General features: G+C 44.9%; 13 protein-coding genes. 10 read left to right on the plus strand and 3 right to left on the minus strand.

Annotated elements, in window-relative coordinates; all coding sequences use genetic code 11:
• Positions 1 to 111 precede the first annotated feature (111 nt).
• Entirely contained in the window at positions 112 to 792 is a 681-nt protein-coding gene (locus tag AC3CH4_RS01965; RefSeq protein ID WP_004735960.1) for a TIGR00153 family protein, read from the minus strand.
• Between the two features lie 207 nt (positions 793 to 999).
• On the opposite strand from AC3CH4_RS01965, the gene AC3CH4_RS01970 reads away from it, so the two are divergent.
• Positions 1,000 to 2,517 (plus strand): CYTH and CHAD domain-containing protein, encoded by a 1,518-nt coding sequence (locus AC3CH4_RS01970; protein ID WP_017106844.1) that lies wholly within the window; start codon positions 1,000 to 1,002, stop codon positions 2,515 to 2,517.
• Between the two features lie 51 nt (positions 2,518 to 2,568).
• Here the strand turns inward: AC3CH4_RS01970 and AC3CH4_RS01975 are convergent, their stop codons facing one another.
• Entirely contained in the window at positions 2,569 to 3,318 is a 750-nt protein-coding gene (locus AC3CH4_RS01975; RefSeq protein ID WP_017106843.1) for a potassium channel family protein, read from the minus strand.
• 97 nt (positions 3,319 to 3,415) lie between these two features.
• Here AC3CH4_RS01975 and AC3CH4_RS01980 point away from each other — a divergent pair, with 97 nt between their 5' ends.
• The 3 genes from AC3CH4_RS01980 to hldE all read left to right on the plus strand — a co-directional run bounded on the left by AC3CH4_RS01980 (position 3,416) and on the right by hldE (position 9,327).
• Complete coding sequence (locus AC3CH4_RS01980; RefSeq protein WP_488543223.1) at positions 3,416 to 4,672, plus strand: methyl-accepting chemotaxis protein; 1,257 nt, start codon at positions 3,416 to 3,418, stop codon at positions 4,670 to 4,672.
• Positions 4,673 to 4,925: 253 nt separating this feature from the next.
• A complete protein-coding gene (glnE, locus tag AC3CH4_RS01985) occupies positions 4,926 to 7,775 on the plus strand; it encodes a bifunctional [glutamate--ammonia ligase]-adenylyl-L-tyrosine phosphorylase/[glutamate--ammonia-ligase] adenylyltransferase (protein ID WP_488543224.1) in 2,850 nt (949 codons plus the stop codon).
• A gap of 121 nt (positions 7,776 to 7,896) precedes the next feature.
• A complete protein-coding gene (gene hldE / locus AC3CH4_RS01990) occupies positions 7,897 to 9,327 on the plus strand; it encodes a bifunctional D-glycero-beta-D-manno-heptose-7-phosphate kinase/D-glycero-beta-D-manno-heptose 1-phosphate adenylyltransferase HldE (RefSeq protein WP_114632966.1) in 1,431 nt (476 codons plus the stop codon).
• Positions 9,328 to 9,450: 123 nt separating this feature from the next.
• Here hldE and tolC read toward each other — a convergent pair whose 3' ends face one another.
• Complete coding sequence (gene tolC, locus AC3CH4_RS01995; protein WP_065207219.1) at positions 9,451 to 10,761, minus strand: outer membrane channel protein TolC; 1,311 nt, start codon at positions 10,759 to 10,761, stop codon at positions 9,451 to 9,453.
• A gap of 227 nt (positions 10,762 to 10,988) precedes the next feature.
• Here tolC and nudF point away from each other — a divergent pair, with 227 nt between their 5' ends.
• The 6 genes from nudF (at position 10,989) to parC (ending at position 17,937) form a co-directional block, all read left to right on the plus strand.
• The gene (gene nudF, locus AC3CH4_RS02000) at positions 10,989 to 11,618 is read left to right on the plus strand and encodes an ADP-ribose diphosphatase (protein ID WP_065207220.1); all 630 of its coding nucleotides are present in this window, start codon (positions 10,989 to 10,991) and stop codon (positions 11,616 to 11,618) included.
• Positions 11,619 to 11,622: 4 nt separating this feature from the next.
• Positions 11,623 to 12,063, plus strand: coding sequence for a DUF1249 family protein (locus AC3CH4_RS02005; RefSeq protein ID WP_008222561.1), 441 nt, complete (start codon positions 11,623 to 11,625; stop codon positions 12,061 to 12,063).
• 60 nt (positions 12,064 to 12,123) lie between these two features.
• Positions 12,124 to 12,948, plus strand: a complete 825-nt coding sequence (gene cpdA / locus AC3CH4_RS02010) for a 3',5'-cyclic-AMP phosphodiesterase (protein ID WP_488543225.1) — start codon at positions 12,124 to 12,126, stop codon at positions 12,946 to 12,948.
• A gap of 1 nt (position 12,949) precedes the next feature.
• On the plus strand, positions 12,950 to 13,555 hold the full coding sequence (yqiA, locus tag AC3CH4_RS02015; RefSeq protein WP_488543226.1) for an esterase YqiA: 606 nt from the start codon (positions 12,950 to 12,952) through the stop codon (positions 13,553 to 13,555).
• A gap of 239 nt (positions 13,556 to 13,794) precedes the next feature.
• Positions 13,795 to 15,675, plus strand: a complete 1,881-nt coding sequence (gene parE / locus AC3CH4_RS02020) for a DNA topoisomerase IV subunit B (RefSeq protein WP_017077669.1) — start codon at positions 13,795 to 13,797, stop codon at positions 15,673 to 15,675.
• Between the two features lie 3 nt (positions 15,676 to 15,678).
• The gene (gene parC / locus AC3CH4_RS02025) at positions 15,679 to 17,937 is read left to right on the plus strand and encodes a DNA topoisomerase IV subunit A (RefSeq protein ID WP_488543227.1); all 2,259 of its coding nucleotides are present in this window, start codon (positions 15,679 to 15,681) and stop codon (positions 17,935 to 17,937) included.
• The last annotated feature ends 35 nt before the right edge of the window (positions 17,938 to 17,972 follow it).

A 17,972-nucleotide genomic window follows, 5' to 3' on the forward strand; every position in this document is an offset into this window, starting at 1 on the left:
TGATAACAAGCGGAACAAATTTAGACGCAAAAAACCGCTCAGCGAGAGGAATACTCAGCGCATAAGTGGTTTGGTTAAAAAATGCTCTTCGTTATATAGTTAGCGTATGATTTAAGATCGAGAAAGCATTACTTCAAGACGAGCGCCTACACGCTGTGCTTGATCTGCAATACCACCAACCCATTCAAGAATTTTGTATAAGAACATGATGTCAACTGGATTCATATCGTCTTCAATCGCCATTAATTGTTGGCGTAATTCGATCTGCATCGCGTCCGTGTCATCTTCAATTACATCTAACTGATGAATCATTTCAGCAACGAGTGTTACTTCACGGCCCTTAAAGCCAGTCTCAAGTAATTCGTCTAATTCATTGATTACGTTTTGTGCTTGGTTCGCTGCATCTAGACAACGTTTAACGTAAGCGATGAAGTTTTCTTGCATTGGAGCAGGAATGACAAGTTGACGACCATATACACGGCCAGCAATGTCTTTCGCTAGGTTTGCGAGTTTGTCTTGTTGAGTTAATAGCTCCAACATATCGGTGCGATCAACTGGCATAAACAAACCACGAGGAAGTTTAAGGCGAATTTCACGTTTTAGTACGTCAGCTTCTTTCTCAAGGTGAGAAATTTGAGCTCGAATTTCCGATGCTTTCTCCCAGTCACCCTTTGAAGAAACTTCAAAGAAATTAACTAGGTGAGAACAACATTCGTTCACGCATACTACGTGACGCTGCAAAGGTTTAATTGGGGACTTTGCAAATAACCCCATAATTGTATTTACTGGCATGGTCATCCAACCTAATAAATAATAACCTTAAAACAACATACACCATATTCATGGTGAAATGTTAAGCGATGGCTACAAAGTCGCGCATGTTAACCTAATCAATGTCTCATTAAAACTGTTTTAGATCATCATAAGGGCGATATTTCTGACTTGCTGAGTTTTCAAATTGGCAATATCCTGTCCCTATCTTCACAGAAAGGTATAACTATGGAAACCGAGATAGAACTGAAGTTTTTTGTTTCTCCTGATTTTTCAGAGACTTTACGCAATAAAATTGCTGAAACTAAAGTACTTCAGCACAGTTGTCGCGAGCTAGGTAACATCTACTTTGACACCCCTGACAACTGGCTACGCAAGCACGATACAGGCTTGCGCATTCGACGTTTTGATGACGTGTTTGTACAAACCGTTAAGACCGCAGGTCGTGTGGTTGCTGGCCTGCATCAAAGACCAGAATACAACGCAGAACACGACAGCAACGAGCCTAAGTTATCCTTACATCCTGAGGATATTTGGCCAGCAGGTAAGGATATTGAAACCTTGCAAGCAGAGCTGACGCCTTTGTTCTCTACCAACTTTACTCGTGAGCAATGGCTAGTGGGTATGCCTGATGGTAGTCAAGTTGAAGTGGCATTTGACCAAGGTTTTGTTGAGTCTGGTGGCTTACAAGAACCCATTTGCGAAGTTGAATTAGAACTTAAATCAGGTCAAACCGATGCTCTGTTTACATTGTCTCGTCAATTCTGCGAGCAAGGCGGCATGCGTTTAGGCAATCTTAGCAAAGCGGCTAAGGGTTATCGTCTTGCTCAAGGTTATCAAGGAGATGAAGTCACTCCTTTGACATTAGTTGATACTGACAAAAGTGATACGGTTGAATCGTGTTTCATTCAATCTTTAGAGCATGCTCTCGCTCATTGGCATTATCACGAACAGATTTTCACCGAGCGCCAATCAATTGAAGCGCTGCATGAGATCAGTCACTCGCTGAGTTTTATCCGTCAAACCTTCACTATTTATGGTGGCATCGTGCCAAGGCGCGCGAGTGCTATTTTACGTCAAGAGTTGAAGTGGCTTGAGCAAGAGCTCGATTGGCTGAAAAGCTATGACCACTTTGAAGATTTGCTCGAAGATAAAGGCCACGTGCTGCGTAAGCTCGATGCTCGTAAGTTCTTAGTCGCTGAACTCAAAGAGATGCAAGAGCAACTGCCAGATCGCGAAGAATTGCTGACTTTGCTTAGCTCTGCTCGTTATACCGGTTTATTGTTAGATCTGAGCCGCTGGATCTTGTCTCGTGGTTGGCAACCTTTCTTAGATGAGAAAGCGCGTGAGCAAATGGGGCGTGGTATCGAATGGTTTTCTGTGCAGCAACTCGATCGCACATGGGCAGACTTGATGGAAGCTTTCCCGCCAGAGCGAGTGATGACCAGCCAAGCGTATATTGAACAGCAATACCGTTTGATGCGTAATCTGTATTCTGGCGTTGGTTTCGCGAGTTTGTATGATGATGTTGAGCGAAACAGCTTCCGCTTGCCATGGGCCGATATGGTGCAAGGCATTGATGACCTACTAGCACTGAAAACATTAGAGCCTTTGACTGAAAAGTTAGAAGGCGATGAGAAGGTTCAGCTAGAGCGTTGGTTGGCTCGTCAAGAGGTGTCTATCCTGCATGCGATGGAGCAGACGCGTCAAATCAGTGTCGAAGTTGAGCCATACTGGCAAGATTAAGCTCACTGCCTGTATCAATATAAGTATGAATTTCTAAATAGGGCCTCGGCCCTATTTTTTTGTTTGTTGCTCGAGCTTCTCTAATCGTTCGAGGATTTTCTGTTGCTGCTCTATGATTTTTTCAAGATGTTTCTCTTTGTTTTCAGCCCGTTGATTCTCATGATGAGTGGGAGAGGTGATCAAAGAAGTAATCAAGCCTGAAATCATACCAAACACACCCACGCCGCAAATAATAACCAAAGACGCCACCAGTTTCCCTGAGCTTGTCACTGGGTAGTGGTCGCCATAGCCCACAGTACTGATGGTAACGAAAGCCCACCATAAAGCATCTTGGCCAGTGGTAATGTTGGCATTAGGGTCTTTGTGCTCTAACAGAAGTATTGTTCCTGCCCCTATGGTTAAGAGAATGACCAGAAGCAGAATGATCGAGGCGAGAGTGGTCTCTTTTCGATTGCGAAATAGCTCTCTGAAAACACGTTTACCCGAGCGCAAAACCAGAATCACGCGCAGGATCTGAAAAATGCGAGCGAAACGGAGCGGCTCGACCATCGGGATGCTTGCTAAGAAATCGATCCAGTGTACTTTTAGGTATTCTTTCTTGTTTTGTGATCTGAATAGATCAATCGTGAGCTGAAAAAGAAAAACACTACAGATTATAAAATCGAGGCCGATAAGGACTTGTTTCGATTCTTTATCAATCGGTGCAAACAATAAGCCTGAGATCACAAATAGCGCTAAGAAAGAGAGAATCAGTGATAATAAGCTCATCGGCTTGGTTGTGTCTTTGATACTATTTAACATTCATACGAGGCTCAAAATAAATCGCGAACTTTGACTGACATAGCCATCTCGCGGATATAGAAGCCATCAATATATAAGAGTTAATGGAGAACTGACAATGACTAAACTGTCATTCAAGCCGTGGGAAAGGGTAATCTCTGACGTTCGTCTCGTTCCAAAAATGATCATGTTGATGATATTCAGCACGATTCTGATCATTTCGAAGCAACTATGGGACGCGAGCACGTTTTACGATTCATTACTTGCAGTAACGAACAATGCTCAAGTTGCACAGCAGCATTACGAGACTTACCTAGTTCAAGTGGCCTGGCAAACAGCCTTAATGATCGTTGTGTTTGTGGTTCTCTTATTGGCAGCAGCTCGTGTGATGTTGCGTCAAACTCAATATCTTAACGATGCGATTAAAACCATGGCCGATAAAAACTTATCGGTGCCTATTCAAATGGATTGTAAAGATGAATACGGCGATGTGGCTCGTGAACTAGAAAAAACGCGTGTCCAATTGAACGACATGATCAAAACTCAGGTGTCCTCTTCAGACGAGTTATTCGCTTTGACCGAAGTGATGACCATCAGCATGTCTGAAACTAAAGATTCGGCTCAAGAAGAATTCAATGAGATCGATCAACTTGCGACAGCAATGAGTGAGATGACTTCTACGGTGCAAACCGTAGCTGAGCACGCGCAAAGCGCCTCTTCACTAACTGAGCAAGCTTCAGGGCAAGCTCTTACGGGTCAGAAGTTCGTACAAGGCTCTGTTTCTAAGATGAGCGAACTGTCTTCAGATATCGCAGCCTCTGCAGCGGCGGTAAACCAAGTTGAAGAGCGTGTTGATTCGATTGGTAGTGTTGTTGGCACTATCCAAGGTATCTCTGAACAAACTAACCTATTGGCACTGAACGCAGCAATTGAAGCAGCGCGTGCAGGTGAAGCTGGTCGCGGTTTTGCGGTTGTTGCCGATGAGGTTCGTAACCTTGCGCAGCGTACTCAACAAGCGACAGTAGAAATTCAAGATATGATCAGTCACCTACAAAGCAGCGCTAACTCTGCCGTAGAGCTGATGGAGAAGAGTGTTGTAGAAGCGGCTGAAGGCGTTGACCTGGTAACCAATGCTGGTTCTGAGCTTGATGGCATCGTAAGCCAAGTCAACCAAATCAATGATATGAACTTCCAGATCGCGACCGCTGCAGGCCAACAGAGCAGTGTTGCTGAAGAGATGAGTGTAAACCTAACGAATGTTCGTGAGCTTGTTGAAGCCTCTGTAGTGGTCGTTGGTGAACTGTTAGAGACTTCTCAGCTCATGGAAACCAACGCGCAAGAACTGGACGGTAAGATTAAACAATTTAAGGTTTAATCATGGGATCTTGGCTTTTATTCCTCAGAGGTACTTCTAGTATTCGATAGCTAGGAAAGACCCGATTCGATAAGTTAACCGATAAAACGCCCACATTGCTAATGTGGGCGTTTTTTATTGGCGTAACTTTGGTATAACTTATCCTTAGATATTAAAACAGGTTCTCAAAGCTCGTTGTTAAACTTGCCTGTTAAAACTATTTACTAAAGAACAGAACCAATTGTTCGGCGCGCAGCTTACACAAGGAAGAAACATGCCATTGCCTTCTCAACTCACCACGCATTCCCAGTCTGCTTTTGAGCAATTATTAGAGCATCAAAGTGAAGCCATCAATGCTTGGCCAGAGCCAATGATTGAAGATCTTAAACGTGTACTCGGTTTAAGTTGTTTTGTTGCTGATTGCTTACAGCGTGATACGGTTTTATCCAACTCTCTACCTGATATGCTGGCATGTGAAGAGCGTGCTGAAGGGTATCGTCAGCGATTAGCCGAGTTACTTTCAGGTTGTGCCGATGAAATGAGTGGCCAGCGTGTGCTGCGTCAATTCCGTAATCGAGAAATGACCTACATTGCTTGGCGTGATTTTTTGGGCGAGTGGGAGCTAGAGCAGAGCTTGAGCCATCTATCGATGTTGGCAGAGGCGATGATCTTCGAGACCTATCAGTGGCAGTACGATATTTGCTGTAAAGAGTGGGGCACACCTTGTAATGATCAGGGTGAAGCGCAGCCGATGTTGATCATCGGTATGGGCAAGCTCGGTGGCGGTGAGCTTAATTTCTCTTCTGATATCGATCTGATTTTTACTTACCCTGAAAATGGTGAAACCCAAGGGGCACGACGAAGTATCGCCAACGCCCAATTTTTCACGCGTTTAGGGCAACGGATTATCAAGGCGCTTGATCAGCAAACCTTTGATGGATTCTGTTATCGAGTAGACATGCGTCTGCGTCCATTCGGTGAGAGTGGTCCACTGGTCATGAGTTACGCTGCGCTAGAAGATTACTATCAAGAACAAGGCCGAGATTGGGAACGCTACGCGATGGTTAAGGCGCGAGTGATGGGTAGTGAAATGTACCCTGAATATCAAGAGCTTCGCCAGATGTTGCGCCCGTTTGTGTTTCGTCGTTATATCGATTTCAGTGCGATCCAATCTCTGCGTCGAATGAAGTCGATGATCAGCAGTGAAGTTCGCCGTCGTGGCCTCTCCAATAACATCAAGCTTGGTTCTGGTGGTATTCGTGAAGTTGAATTTATTGCGCAAGTTTTCCAATTGATTCGTGGCGGGCGTGAGCCTAGCCTTCGTGGTCGAGGGTTACTAGAGACGTTAAGTGCTATTGAGTCTCTCAATTTATTAGAGACCAAAGAAGTCGGTCATTTACGTGAGGCCTACCTGTTTTTACGTCGCCTTGAAAACTTATTGCAAGCGATGTCTGACAAGCAAACTCAAACCTTACCAGATGGTGAGATCGAGCAACTTCAGCTCGCTGTCGCAATGCAATTTTCTGATTGGGATAGTTTGATTACGGCAATTCGTGTTCATATGGCGAATGTACATACTGTGTTCGAAAATCTGATTGGTGTCGATGAAGATGACGCCAATCCAATCGCGAGTCACTTTAGTGAACTGTGGGATATGGCCCATAAGCAAGACGTGATTGAGCAGGTTCTTGAGCATGACATCGCGATTGCTAACCCGCTGGAAGCGGCGAAAACCATTATCCAATTTAAAGCGGATTTAGCGAAGAAAACCCTTGGCCCACGTGGGCGGGAGGTTTTAAATCGCTTGATGCCTAAAGTGTTCCAAGCGTTGTACACCGCCAAGGATGCAGAGTTTGGCTTGTCTCGAGTGTTGCACCTTCTCCATAAAATAGTCACGCGTACCACTTACCTTGAGCTATTGGATGAACACCCAGCCGCGTTAACTCAGTTAGTTCGTTTATGTACTGCGAGCCCGATGATTTCGGAGCAGCTTGGCCGTTATCCAATTCTATTAGATGAACTTATTGACCCTCAACAACTCTATAATCCAGTACCTTTAGAGTCTTACAAGACTGAACTGAGAGATTACCTAGCTCGAATTCCTGAAGATGATATGGAGCAACAGATGGAAGGTCTGCGTCAGTTTAAGCAGACTTGTATCTTGAGGATTGCAGCCGCGGATATTGCAGGTGCTCTGCCAGTCATGAAGGTGAGTGATCACCTGACCTATTTAGCCGAAGCGATTGTTGAGGCGGGTATTAACCAAGCTTGGTTACAAGTATCGGCCAAGTTTGGTGAACCGACTCATGTAAAAGATCGTGAAGGCCGCGGCTTCGCGGTTGTTGGTTATGGCAAAGTTGGCGGCTGGGAGCTGGGCTACAACTCAGATCTCGATATCGTGTTCATGCACGATTGCCCGGTACACATCTATACTGACGGTAAGAAAGAGATTGATGGACGCCAGTTCTATTTAAGATTGGCACAGCGAATTATTCATATTTTCTCAACGAGAACCGCTTCCGGTATTTTGTATGAGGTCGATACTCGTCTACGCCCTTCTGGTGCCTCTGGTCTATTGGTTAGTCCAACGGATGCCTTTGACGAGTATCAGCACAATGATGCGTGGACTTGGGAGCACCAAGCTCTAACTCGCGCTCGCATGATCTACGGTGATGACTTATTGGCTTCTGCATTTAACAAAACTCGGCATGAGGTTCTGTGCTTGGCTCGTGATGAGGCAACGCTCAAAAAGTCCGTTGTGGATATGCGTGAAAAAATGCGCGGTCATTTAGGCGGTAAAAAAGCCGATCGATTCATGTTGAAACAAGATGCGGGCGGTATTACTGATATTGAGTTCTTGGCGCAATACTTAGTGCTGAGATACAGCAACGAAAAACCTAAGCTCACCCGTTGGTGTGACAATGTACGAATCTTTGAAAGCCTGTTGTCACAGGGGATTATGGACGAGCAGCAAGGCATCGCATTAACCAACGTCTATACGACGTTAAGAGATGAAATCCATCACCGCAATCTACTCAACCTTGATGCGGATGTGGCGATTGAGAAGTTTGAGATGGAAAGGGAACATGTTGTTCAAGCATGGAAGCAATGGATGGAAGCATAACCAAGTCATAGCGTAGTGACTGATGTGTCTATCTTGATAGGCTTTTACTCATTTTTATATGGTTTAGCCACTGTAATCAGTGTGCTAGACTCTAGCCAGATTCGATTTTTGGAGATCCATAATGAAACCAATTCTACCTGACTACAGCCAATCAGGCGTTCTTGTTGTCGGTGACGTAATGCTTGACCGTTACTGGTATGGCCCAACTGGCCGTATTTCACCAGAAGCACCTGTACCCGTTGTGAAAGTAGAAAATAACGAAGAGCGTCCTGGTGGTGCTGCCAACGTAGCAATGAATATTGCCTCTCTTGGTGGGCATGCTCATATCGTTGGTTTGACTGGAAAAGATGAGCCTGCTGAGGTGTTAAAAAACACCCTAGGTGCACTAAAAGTTAAATGTGATTTCGTTGAGTTAGAGGATTATCCAACCATCACTAAATTGCGAGTGATGAGCCGAGGACAACAGCTAATCCGCCTTGATTTTGAAGACAAATTTGAGAACACGGATCCCGAGCTTGTTTTGTCTCGCATGGAGCAAGCGCTTCCTAATGTACGTTCGGTAATCCTATCTGATTACGCAAAAGGTGCCTTGGAGCATGTGCAGAGCTTCATTCAAAAAGCACGTGCGGCAAAGGTTCCGGTATTCATTGACCCGAAAGGCGCAGACTTTGAACGTTACCGTGGTGCGACTTTGCTTACGCCAAATATGGCTGAGTTCGAGTTGGTTGCGGGCAAAGTAAAATCTGAAGATGAAATGATCGAAAAAGGACTCGCGTTAATCGAAGAGTTTGATTTCGAGGCTTTGTTGGTAACGCGCAGCGAACATGGTATGACTTTGCTTCGCAAAGGTTTAGAGCCATTCCACTTGCCGACTCAAGCGAAAGAAGTGTATGACGTGACAGGTGCGGGTGATACGGTGATCTCGGTACTCGCGGCTTCTGTGGCTGCTGGTAAGCCATTGGATGAAGCGTGTGCATTAGCGAACGCTGCGGCTGGTGTGGTAGTTGGCAAACTTGGTACATCGACGTTGTCTACGATTGAATTAGCAGAAGCGATTCATGGTAGCCAAGACACTGACTACGGCGTGATCTCTGAAGCCGCACTAGTTGAAGCGGTGAAGCGTGCTCGTGCGAAAGGCGAGACAGTGGTTATGACCAATGGCTGCTTTGATATTCTGCATGCCGGCCATGTTTCTTACATGAACCACGCGGCTGAGCTGGGTGATCGTTTGATCGTTGCAGTGAATACCGATGAATCAGTCAAACGTTTGAAAGGTCCAGGTCGCCCTGTGAACCCAACTGATCGTCGTATGGCGGTATTGGCTGGCTTAGGCGCTGTTGATTGGGTGGTTCCGTTTTCCGAAGATACACCTCAACGTTTGATCTCTGAGGTTCTACCAAGCATTCTAGTGAAAGGTGGTGATTACAAACCTGAAGAGATTGCTGGTGGTGAAGAAGTGATTGCGGCTGGTGGTGAAGTGAAAGTACTTAACTTTGAAGATGGTTGCTCTACGACTGAAATCATTAAAGCGATTAAAGGCGGTCGAGGTTAGTTCTTAGCCTTCTGGTTTGCTAGCCTTAAGTCTTTAGTTAGGTAGTAAATCTAGCTTTCAATAGATAATAAAAATGCCGCTCAATGAGCGGCATTTTTGTAACGGTAACTGAGTAATTAAGAATTACTTACTTGCTACTTTTAGACCTGCGTTTACATCAACAATGTCTTGTTCGCTTAGCGTACCGACGGCTTGACGAAGCTGAAGCACACTTAGGATGTAGTTGTAACGAGCATCTGAAAGGTTTTTGTTGGCATCGTATAGACGACGAGTCGAATCTAGTACGTCAACGATAGTACGAGTACCTACATCAAAACCTGCTTCTGTTGCTTCTAGAGCAGACTGAGCAGAGACAACAGACTGTTCGTAAGCGCGTAGAGCGCCGATCGAAGCTGTTATGTTGTTATTGAATGCACGAACGTCTTTTACAACGCTACGATAAGTGGCTTCTAGATCTTCACTTGCTGCAACGTAGTTGTATTCAGCCTGTTTAGTCAAAGAAGTTGTATTACCACCTGTATATAGAGGTACAACTAAGTTCAAACCTAGGTTTAGGTTATCTTGGTCGTAATTATTTGAGCTATTTGATTGATCCGCAAGAGAGTAACTACCATCTAACGTCAAGCTTGGTAGGTGACCAGAACTTGCTAGTGTGATGTTATCTTTCGCTACATCTTGAGAAATACGAGATGCTAAAAGGCTCAGGTTCTTTTGCTCTGCTTGTTCAACAAGTGCTGCTGCAGATTCAGAAGATTTGCTTGCTGAGAAACGATCAGTGTCTAGGATGCTTAGGTTAGAGTGTTCCTGACCTGTAATCTCACGTAGACCTTCGTAGTTATTAATCAGAGTGTTCTCTGCTAAAACTTCATCAGCTAAAACGCCATCGTACTGAGCTTGTGCATCATGTACATCGGTGATTGCTGAAAGACCTACTTCAAAGCGCTGCTTTGTTTGTTCTAGCTGACGAGCAACAGCGGCTTTCTCTGCACGAACAAATTCTAGGTTATCTTGAGCTCGAAGTACTTCAAAGTATGCCGTTGCTACACGTAGGATCAAAGCTTGTTGCTCTGCCGCGTACGCTGAATCAGATTGGCGAGCAGTTTTCTCTGCCGTATCTAGCGTGATCCATGAAGAGCGTTGGTAGAGCTCTTGAGAAAAGTAAATCCCAGCTCCCCATTGGTTATTGTCATTGTTTTTATCGCTTAAATCACCACGGTTGATATCGTAGTTAGCTCTTAAATCAATTTGTGGTAGCAAATCACTACGGCTTGACGTTACTGCTTCAAAAGCGGCATCGCGCTGCGCTGCGGAACGAAGAAGTTGTGGATCGTTCTGTTTTGCTTGGTCGTAAACTTCAGCTAGCGTATCAGCAAAAGCTGATGAACTCAGGCTGCCGATTGCTGCACTGATAAATAGTGGAAGCAGTTTTTTCATTTTCCTATTCCTGCCTTTAATGGAATTTTCTTCAAAAGAGTTTAACCCAGTTTGGTGGTAATTTACTCGAAACTTTGCACTTTTTTACATTTAACTATCCACTTGTGCAATATTTATTTTTTAAAACTTAACTTTAATTATAAATTTTATATAAAAAGTTGAACCTTATCCTTGGTAGTTAACTCGGACAATGAGTAAACTATAAAGATCACTTAGTGAGGTACCAAATGCAACAGTATGACAATCAACGACATGAGTTTACTCCTCAAGATGTGGAAATAGTCTCAAAAGAGACGCTGTTTCGTGGTTTTTTCAAAATGGTTAAATACACATTTAAACATAAGCTGTTTGAGGGGGGCTGGAGCCAACCAATAGAGCGCGAGATGTTTGAACGTGGACATGCTGCCGCTTTGTTACCTTATGATCCTATTCGTGATGAAGTGGTGATCGTTGAACAGATCCGTGTTGGTGCTCTAGAGCATGAGAACCCATGGCAATACGAAATTGTTGCTGGGATTATTGATACCGATGAATCACCACAAGATGTCGCCCGACGTGAAGCGATGGAAGAAGCGGGCGTTGAAGTCGGATCTGTATTGCCTATCACTTCGTATTACCCTTCATCTGGCGGTTGTTCAGAAAAGCTCGACGTATTTGTTGGCTGTGTTGATGCAACGACAGCCAAAGGGGTACACGGATTGGACTACGAAGGTGAGGACATTCGTGTGCAAGTGATGAGTCGCGAAGCGGCTTATCAGTTGGTAAAAGACGGTGTGTTTGAAAATGGCGCCACGATCATTGCACTACAGTGGCTACAATTGAACTACCAAGAATTACAGTCAGAGTGGATAGATTAACGTCATGCCAAATATAGCAGTCAAAAAACCGTATCATGTTGATCTTGCTGAATTGATGCGAGTTTACGAGACTAACTATGCCAAACTTAACGCTCTGTTACCGGTTGGGCATGAGGTTGGTGACGTTCGCTGTTACCAAGCCGTTAATATGGTGTATCAATTGACAGTGAATGAGGTCACAAAATACACCACTTTAATAGATATATGTCAGAGTGACGCGATGCCAGTGTTTCCTTTGCCAAAAATGTCTGTCAGGCTATATCACGACGCTCGAGTTGCAGAAGTGTGCGCTAGCGGGGATTTTTCGCGAGTCAAAGCGAAATATGACTACCCCAACACTAAGCTTTTGCAAAAGGACGAGAAATTTCAATTGAATAAATTTCTTGGGGAATGGTTAACGTTTTGTTTAAAAACGGGTATCAGCCGAACCCCAATTGCCTTTTAATTGAACCTACTTAAACAACACTTTTAAAGTCTAAACAGTAACGTATCTGGATTTGTTATTTTGGAATTATCACACACTTCAAAATTTGATGAGAGCACTATTAAGCTTGTGCAGCTAACGGACACGCATTTATTTGCGCCGAGCAATGGCAGCTTATTAAGCATCAACACTCAAGATAGCTTTCGTGCTGTAGTCGATGGCATTGTTAGTCAGGGCTTTGACTATCAAGCGGTTCTAGCAACTGGTGATATCTCTCAAGATCACAGTGCTGAGTCGTACCAGAAATTTGAGTCAGGGATAAAGCCTTTGGAAAAGCCATGTTACTGGCTACCCGGGAACCATGACTTCAAGCCTAATATGGGCAGTGTTTTACCATCACCACAAATACAGTGTGTTGAGCATGTCTTGCTAGGCGATAACTGGCAGATGGTTATGCTGGACTCGCAAGTGGTGGGTGTACCTCACGGGCGCCTTAGTGATCAACAGCTTGATCTACTAGAACAAAAGCTGACTGAATTCCCTGAGCGTAACACCTTGGTTTTGCTGCACCACCACCCTTTACTGGTCGGTAGTGCGTGGCTTGATCAACATAACCTGAAAGATGCTGAGCAGTTTTGGGATGTGGTTCAACAGCACTCCAATGTGAAAGCGGTACTTTGTGGTCACGTTCATCAAGACATGAATCGCAATCATCATGGTGTACAAGTCATGGCAACCCCATCGACTTGTGTTCAATTCAAACCAAACTCGAACGACTTTGCGGTTGATACTTTATCTCCCGGCTGGCGAGAGATTGAATTACACCAAGATGGAACGGTAACTACGCAGGTTCGCCGCTTGCCTAATGGGCAGTTCTCGCCAGACTTTGATGCCGGTGGTTACTAATATGCCGGACTTTAATCAGCAAGCCGCTAAGCCATCGTTGCTTCTCTATATTCACGGTTTTAACAGTTCATCACGTTCTCACAAAGCGAACGTAATGGCTGGTTACTGTGCGAAGCATCGCGCTGATATTAAAGTTGTGACGCCTCAACTACCGAGCTTCCCTCAGCAAGCAGCTCTGCATTTACAGCAGCTGGTGGAGCAGTATAAAGATCAATATCAAATCGCGTTAGTCGGTAGCTCGTTGGGTGGCTATCTTTCAACATGGCTAAATAGTCATTATGGTTTCAAGGCGGTGGTTGTAAATCCAGCCGTGAAGCCGTATGAGCTTCTTGCTGATTATTTAGGTGAGCAAGTAAACCCATACACAGATGAACGATATGTGCTGGAAACAAAGCATATAGATGAACTGAAGGCGTTAGAGGTTCCGGCTATCGCTAAGCCGAGTGACTTCTGGTTACTTCAGCAAACGGAAGACGAAGTTCTGGATTACCGACAAGCGGTAGAGAAGTACCAAGGTGCGACACAGACAGTAGAAGAGGGCGGGGATCATAGCTTTGTTGATTTTGAACGTTATCCACAACAAATCGTCACTTTTCTAAACCTCTAATCTGTTTCATCAACAGAGTGATTTTCTCTTGTTTGCCTGTTATTTCATCTATCAATGGTGAAATATCATAGTTTGATGTCTTAGTTTTTGAACTAGCTTGACATCATTACTCAGCTTCCAGACTATATTCCCCAATACTTCGCTCGTTCGCTCTACTATGAAGGTTCATAGTAATGATTCTGCTTTAGTGAAACTAGAGCCAGCGAACAGACGCAAACTTTTTGAGTAAACTCCGTATTATGACTGAACAATATAATGCAAAAGACCTCGAGGTACTTGAAGGTCTCGATCCCGTGCGACACCGCCCGGGAATGTATACAGAGACAGAAAGACCAAACCACCTTGCCCAAGAAGTCATTGATAACTCGGTCGATGAAGCACTAGCGGGACATGCTAAGAAAATTAAAGTTGTGCTTCATGCTGACCAATCGTTAGAAGTTACCGATGATGGCCGTGGTATGCCGGTTGATATCCACCCTGAAAAAGGCATCTCGGGTGTTGAGCTGATTTTAACTAAGCTCCACTCAGGCGGTAAATTCTCAAACAACAACTATAAGTTTTCAGGTGGTTTGCACGGGGTAGGTATCTCGGTGGTAAACGCGCTGTCAAAACGTGTTGAAGTAACGGTTCGCCGTGACGGTCAGGTACATGAAATCGCCCTTGAGGGTGGTCATGCCGTAACTGACCTTACGGTTACGGGCACTTGTGGTCACCGCAATACCGGTACTACCGTGCATTTCTGGCCAGATCCAAAATACTTCGATAGCTCTAAGTTCTCTGTTTTACGCCTTATTAATAACCTGCGAGCTAAAGCCGTACTTTGCCCAGGTTTAGAAATCACCTTTATCGACAAGGTTGGCGGTGAAGAACATAAATGGTTCTATGAAGACGGTCTAAAAGACTACCTTGCTGAAGGTGTGAAAGGTTATACCTTATTGCCTGAAGAACCTTATGTTGGCGAATTCGTTGCTGAAACTGAAATGGCGAACTGGGCGATCATTTGGCAGCCAGAAGGCGGTGATATGATCACCGAAAGTTACGTGAACTTAGTACCAACTAAGCAAGGTGGTACACACGTAAACGGTCTTCGACAAGGTCTGCTTGATGCAATGCGTGAGTTCTGTGAATTCCGTAATCTTCTCCCTCGTGGCGTTAAGTTGACGGGTGATGACATCTTTGACCGTTGTTCTTACGTTCTATCGGTGAAGATGCAAGATCCACAATTTGCAGGTCAAACAAAAGAGCGCTTATCTTCTCGTCAAACTGCTGCGTTTGTTTCTGGTGTGGTGAAGGATGCTTTCAGCTTGTGGCTGAATGAAAAGCCTCAACTAGCAGAATTACTTGCAGAAGCTTGTATTGCTAACGCACATCGTCGTATGCGCGCAAGCAAAAAGGTTGTACGTAAAAAGATTGCTTCTGGTCCAGCACTGCCGGGTAAGCTAACCGACTGTTCGGTTCAAGATTTAAGCCGTACCGAAATCTTCTTCGTGGAAGGGGACTCGGCGGGTGGTTCTGCTAAACAAGCACGTGATCGTGAGTTCCAAGCGGTTATGCCACTTCGCGGTAAGATCCTAAATACGTGGGAAGTGTCAGCAGACCAAGTATTGGCTTCACAAGAAGTACATGATATTTCAGTTGCTCTGGGTATCGACCCGGATAACGATGATTTGTCAGGCCTGCGTTACGGTAAGATCTGTATCCTTGCCGATGCGGACTCGGATGGTCTTCATATCGCGACACTGCTATGTGCACTATTTACTCGTCATTTCCATGCTTTGGTTGAAGCGGGTCATATCTATGTGGCAATGCCTCCTCTGTATCGTATCGATTGCGGTAAAGAAGTGTTCTACGCACTCGATGACTCAGAGAAAGATGGTGTGCTTGAGCGACTATCGCAGAAGAAAGCCAAAATCAACGTGCAACGATTTAAAGGTCTGGGTGAAATGAACCCACTTCAGTTACGTGAAACCACTATGGATCCAAATACTCGTCGTCTTGTCCAATTAACGATTGATGACAACGACGCGACCAACGAGATGATGGACATGCTGCTTGGTAAGAAACGTGCAGATGATCGCCGTACATGGCTACAGACTAACGGTGATATGGCCGAGGTATAATGGATGTCTAACGAAATTACATATGATGGCGTTGAACAGTTGCCAATGCGCAAGTTCACCGAAGATGCCTATTTAAATTACTCAATGTACGTGATCATGGATCGTGCATTGCCTTATATCGGTGATGGCTTGAAGCCAGTACAGCGTCGTATTATCTATGCGATGTCTGAGCTAGGCCTATCCGCTGCATCGAAATATAAAAAATCAGCTCGTACCGTTGGTGACGTTCTAGGTAAGTACCACCCACACGGTGACTCTGCTTGTTACGAAGCGATGGTACTGATGGCGCAACCCTTCTCTTACCGCTACCCATTGGTGGATGGTCAAGGTAACTGGGGTGCACCGGATGACCCGAAATCGTTCGCTGCTATGCGTTATACCGAGGCAAAACTGTCGAAGTTTGCTGAAGTTCTGCTTGGTGAATTAGGTCAGGGCACCGTTGATTGGCAACCCAACTTTGATGGCACGATGAAAGAGCCTCAGATGTTGCCAGCACGTCTTCCTCATATCTTGCTTAACGGCATCACAGGTATTGCGGTTGGTATGGCGACCGACATCCCGCCTCACAATGTACGTGAAGTGGCGAACGCGGCGATTCATTTGATTGATACGCCGAAAGCTGAACTTCCAGATGTGATGGGTTTCATTCAAGGCCCAGATTACCCGACAGAAGCTGAAATTATTTCGCCGAAGTCGGACATCGAAAAGATCTACCGTACAGGCCGTGGCAGCATCAAGATGCGCGCGGTATGGCACAAGGAAGGCTCTGATATTGTTATCACGTCTTTACCTCATCAAGTGTCAGGTGCGAAGTTACTTGAGCAAATTGCGAACCAGATGCGAGCTAAGAAGCTGCCTATGGTTGACGACTTGCGTGATGAATCAGATCACGAGAATCCAACGCGTATCGTCGTGGTTCCTCGTTCAAACCGTATCGACTGTGACCAGCTGATGAGTCACTTATTCGCGTCGACGGATTTAGAGAAAAATTTCCGCGTTAACTTGAATATGATTGGTTTAGATAACCGTCCTCAAGTTAAAGGCTTAGTTCAAATCCTGAAAGAGTGGATTGAGTTCCGTCGTACAACGGTTCGCCGTCGTTTGCAGTACCGTTTAGATAAAGTACTGGCACGTTTGCACATCTTAGAAGGCTTACTTGCCGCTTATCTAAATATTGATGAAGTGATTGAAATCATTAGAACAGAAGACGAACCATGTCCTGTTTTGATGAACCGTTTCAACATTTCTGAAGTTCAAGCCAATGCAATTCTCGATATTAAACTTCGTAACTTAGCTAAGTTAGAAGAATTTAAAATTCGAGCTGAGCAAGAAGAGCTTGAAGCTGAACGTGAAAAGCTTGAAAAGCTATTAGGTTCAGAGCGTCGCTTGAATACGCTGATCAAAAAAGAAATCCAAGCAGATGCAGATAAATACGGCGATGATCGTCGCTCACCGTTGATTGAGCGTGCTGAAGCGAAAGCGCTAACAGAACGTGATTTAGTACCAAGCGAACCAATTACGGTTGTGTTGTCTGAAAAAGGTTGGATTCGTCATGCTAAAGGGCATGAAGTTGACGCTGAAGGCTTGAACTACAAATCAGGTGATAAATTCTTAGCAAGCACTAAGGGTAAGAGTAACCAACAAGCGGTGTTCCTCGGCAGTGATGGCCGAAGCTACTCCCTTGAATCTCACTCACTGCCATCGGCACGAAGCCAAGGTGAGCCAATTACAGGCCGCTTGAATGTCAGCCCTGGTACTTCTATTCGCCAAGTGGTGATGGGAGAGAATGAACAGCTGTGGTTAGTCGGTTCTGATGCGGGTTATGGTTTTGTTTGTAAAGGTAGCGATCTGTTGTCTAAGAACAAGAGCGGTAAAGCGCTGGTTAACTTGCCTCAAGCTTCAGAAGTGATGTTGCCAAGCCCGATTGCTGACTTGGACACTAACCAGATTCTGGCGATTACTAACCAAGGTCGTATGTTGTTGTTCCCGATTAAAGACCTACCTCAATTGAGCAAAGGTAAGGGTAACAAGATCATTAATATCCCTTCTGCGAAAGCAAAAGAGCGTGAAGAGTTTGTCTCGCATCTAATGGCTATCCCTGAGAATGCAACGCTGACTATCTACGCGGGTAAACGCAAGCTTGGCTTGAAACCTGCGGATCTTGAAAACTTCCGTGGTGAACGTGGTCGTCGTGGTGGTTTACTACCAAGAGGACTACAACGAGTGACGCGCATTGATATCGATGAACCTAGCGACGCTTAGTTATGACACTTAGCTATGACGCTTAGTTATATAAC

It is taken from the genome of Vibrio sp. QJM3NY_26 (assembly GCF_057786005.1).

What these genes read in the sequence shown, in the direction of transcription:
- AC3CH4_RS01970 (WP_017106844.1), top strand. Translation starts at nt 1,000, where the DNA reads ATGGAAACCGAGATAGAACTGAAGTTTTTTGTTTCTCCTGATTTTTCA.
- AC3CH4_RS01965 (WP_004735960.1), bottom strand. Translation starts at nt 792, where the DNA reads ATGCCAGTAAATACAATTATGGGGTTATTTGCAAAGTCCCCAATTAAA.
- nudF (WP_065207220.1), top strand. Translation starts at nt 10,989, where the DNA reads ATGCAACAGTATGACAATCAACGACATGAGTTTACTCCTCAAGATGTG.
- parE (WP_017077669.1), top strand. Translation starts at nt 13,795, where the DNA reads ATGACTGAACAATATAATGCAAAAGACCTCGAGGTACTTGAAGGTCTC.
- AC3CH4_RS01980 (WP_488543223.1), top strand. Translation starts at nt 3,416, where the DNA reads ATGACTAAACTGTCATTCAAGCCGTGGGAAAGGGTAATCTCTGACGTT.
- hldE (WP_114632966.1), top strand. Translation starts at nt 7,897, where the DNA reads ATGAAACCAATTCTACCTGACTACAGCCAATCAGGCGTTCTTGTTGTC.
- yqiA (WP_488543226.1), top strand. Translation starts at nt 12,950, where the DNA reads ATGCCGGACTTTAATCAGCAAGCCGCTAAGCCATCGTTGCTTCTCTAT.
- AC3CH4_RS01975 (WP_017106843.1), bottom strand. Translation starts at nt 3,318, where the DNA reads ATGTTAAATAGTATCAAAGACACAACCAAGCCGATGAGCTTATTATCA.
- glnE (WP_488543224.1), top strand. Translation starts at nt 4,926, where the DNA reads ATGCCATTGCCTTCTCAACTCACCACGCATTCCCAGTCTGCTTTTGAG.
- tolC (WP_065207219.1), bottom strand. Translation starts at nt 10,761, where the DNA reads ATGAAAAAACTGCTTCCACTATTTATCAGTGCAGCAATCGGCAGCCTG.
- parC (WP_488543227.1), top strand. Translation starts at nt 15,679, where the DNA reads ATGTCTAACGAAATTACATATGATGGCGTTGAACAGTTGCCAATGCGC.
- AC3CH4_RS02005 (WP_008222561.1), top strand. Translation starts at nt 11,623, where the DNA reads ATGCCAAATATAGCAGTCAAAAAACCGTATCATGTTGATCTTGCTGAA.